Origin of the sequence: Catellatospora vulcania (assembly GCF_009720385.1) — a bacterium.
Lineage (GTDB): Bacteria > Actinomycetota > Actinomycetes > Mycobacteriales > Micromonosporaceae > Catellatospora > Catellatospora vulcania.
In genome coordinates, this window is the sequence record NZ_WARX01000044.1 from 1 (window position 1) to 3348 (window position 3348).

Consider the following 3348-nt stretch of genomic DNA (forward strand, 5'->3'; position numbering starts at 1 on the left):
GTTTGTCCGGCGGCGTCCTACTCTCCCACAACGTCCCCGTTGCAGTACCATCGGCGCTGGAGGGCTTAGCTTCCGGGTTCGGAATGTTACCGGGCGTTTCCCCTCCGCCATGGCCGCCGTAACTCTATCAACATGTCAACCCGCGCCAGCCTCGGCTGGGGGTTGCGTGTCGTGATGTGCATGGTGGACGCGAGACATCTCTGCAGGATCTTTGTGTTGTTTAGGTAAGTCCTCGGCCTATTAGTACCAGTCGACTGAACACATTACTGTGCTTACATCTCTGGCCTATCAACCCGGTGGTCTAGCCGGGGGCCTTACCCACTCTCGTGGTGGGATACCTCATCTTGAAGCGAGCTTCCCGCTTAGATGCTTTCAGCGGTTATCCCTTCCGAACGTAGCCAACCAGCCATGCACCTGGCGGTACAACTGGCACACCAGAGGTTCGTCCGTCCCGGTCCTCTCGTACTAGGGACAGCCCTTCTCAAGTATCCTACGCGCACGGCGGATAGGGACCGAACTGTCTCACGACGTTCTAAACCCAGCTCGCGTACCGCTTTAATGGGCGAACAGCCCAACCCTTGGGACCACCTCCAGCCCCAGGATGCGACGAGCCGACATCGAGGTGCCAAACCATCCCGTCGATATGGACTCTTGGGGAAGATCAGCCTGTTATCCCCGGGGTACCTTTTATCCGTTGAGCGACACCGCTTCCACATGCCAGTGCCGGATCACTAGTCCCGACTTTCGTCCCTGCTCGACCTGTCAGTCTCACAGTCAAGCTCCCTTGTGCACTTACACTCAACACCTGATTGCCAACCAGGCTGAGGGAACCTTTGGGCGCCTCCGTTACCCTTTAGGAGGCAACCGCCCCAGTTAAACTACCCACCAGACACTGTCCCTGAACCGGATCACGGTCCGAAGTTAGATACCCAGATCAACCAGAGTGGTATTTCAAGATTGTCTCCACGATGACTGGCGTCACCGCTTCACAGACTCCCACCTATCCTACACAAGTTAAACCGGATACCAATGTCAAGCTATAGTGAAGGTCCCGGGGTCTTTCCGTCCTGCCGCGCGTAACGAGCATCTTTACTCGTAGTGCAATTTCGCCGGGCCTGTGGTTGAGACAGTGGGGAAGTCGTTACGCCATTCGTGCAGGTCGGAACTTACCCGACAAGGAATTTCGCTACCTTAGGATGGTTATAGTTACCACCGCCGTTTACTGGCGCTTAAGTTCTCCGCTTCGCCTTGCGGCTAACAGGTCCCCTTAACGTTCCAGCACCGGGCAGGCGTCAGTCCATATACAGCGTCTTACGACTTCGCATGGACCTGTGTTTTTAGTAAACAGTCGCTTCCCCCTGCTCTCTGCGACCCCACCCAGCTCCAGCCGTAAAGGCCATCACCAGACGAGGCCCCCCTTCTCCCTAAGTTACGGGGGCAATTTGCCGAGTTCCTTAACCACAGTTCGCCCGATCGCCTCGGTATTCTCTACCTGACCACCTGTGTCGGTTTGGGGTACGGGCCGCGCACAGCTCGCTAGAGGCTTTTCTCGGCAGCATAGGATCATCGACTTCACCTGATACGGCTCGGCATCACGTCTCAGCCTTAATGCGGCGCGGATTTGCCTACGCCACGGCCTACACGCTTACCCCAGGACTACCACCGCCTGGGCTCGACTACCTTCCTGCGTCACCCCATCGCTCAACTACTACCCACCAAGATCCCAACAATCCCACCGCCGGCCCGAAGGCTTTTGGTGTTCACGGAGGTTAGTACAGCGGGGTTCGTCGCGGGCGCTGCTTTGCGGGTACGGGAATATCAACCCGTTGTCCATCGACTACGCCTCTCGGCCTCGCCTTAGGTCCCGACTCACCCAGAGCAGATTAGCTTGACTCTGGAACCCTTGGTCATCCGGCGGAAGGGTTTCTCACCCTTCATTCGCTACTCATGCCTGCATTCTCACTCGTGTGGCGTCCACGGCTAGGTCACCCTGCCGCTTCACCCGCCACACGACGCTCCCCTACCCATCCACACACCTGGACCACAAGGGCCTGGTTATTGTGTGAATGCCACAGCTTCGGCGGTGTGCTTGAGCCCCGCTACATTGTCGGCGCGGAACCACTTGACCAGTGAGCTATTACGCACTCTTTCAAGGGTGGCTGCTTCTAAGCCAACCTCCTGGTTGTCTATGCGATCCCACATCCTTTTCCACTTAGCACACGCTTAGGGGCCTTAGCTGGTGATCTGGGCTGTTTCCCTCTCGACTACGAAGCTTATCCCCCGCAGTCTCACTGCCGCGCTCTCACTTACCGGCATTCGGAGTTTAGCTGACTTCGGTAAGCTTGTGGGCCCCCTAGGCCATCCAGTAGCTCTACCTCCGGCAAGAAACACGCGACGCTGCACCTAAATGCATTTCGGGGAGAACCAGCTATCACGGAGTTTGATTGGCCTTTCACCCCTAACCACAGGTCATCCCCCAATTTTTCAACATTGGTGGGTTCGGTCCTCCACGACGTCTTACCGTCGCTTCAACCTGCCCATGGCTAGATCACTCCGCTTCGGGTCTAGAGCATGCGACTGAACGCCCTGTTCAGACTCGCTTTCGCTACGGCTTCCCCACACGGGTTAACCTCGCCACATGCCACTAACTCGCAGGCTCATTCTTCAAAAGGCACGCCGTCACCTCGGAACAAGTCCTCAGCTCCGACGGATTGTAGGCAGACGGTTTCAGGTACTATTTCACTCCCCTCCCGGGGTACTTTTCACCATTCCCTCACGGTACTAGTCCGCTATCGGTCACCAGGTAGTATTCAGCCTTACCAGGTGGTCCTGGCAGATTCACGGCAGATTTCAGGAGTCCGCCGCTACTCGGGAACACCCACCACAGGCCTTGAACTTTCGTCTACAGGACTCTCACCCTCTACGGTCCCTCATTCCAGAGGATTCGACTAGCCCAAGACTTTATAACTGTGTCGCACAGTGTCAGCTGTGCCTGCAGGGTCCCACAACCCCGTATACGCAACCCCTGACAGGTATCACACGCACACGGTTTAGGCTACATCCGCTTTCGCTCGCCACTACTCACGGAATCACATGTTGTTTTCTCTTCCTACGGGTACTGAGATGTTTCACTTCCCCGCGTTCCCTCCACACACCCTATGTATTCAGATGCGGGTAACCCGACATGACTCGGGCTGGGTTCCCCCATTCGGACACCCTGGGATCACAGCTTGGTTGACAGCTCCCCCAGGCCTATCGCGGCCTCCCACGTCCTTCATCGGCTCCTGGTGCCAAGGCATCCACCGTCTGCCCTTAAAAACTTACCTACACAGAGAAACAAAGATGCTC

Annotated in this window: 2 rRNA genes; both read right to left on the reverse strand. The window is 56.7% G+C overall.

The window, feature by feature from the left end:
• Positions 1-4 precede the first annotated feature (4 nt).
• A 5S ribosomal RNA gene (gene rrf / locus F6W97_RS39895) occupies positions 5-121 on the reverse strand.
• A gap of 99 nt (positions 122-220) precedes the next feature.
• Positions 221-3326 (reverse strand): 23S ribosomal RNA (locus F6W97_RS39900).
• Between the last annotated feature and the right edge of the window lie 22 nt (positions 3327-3348).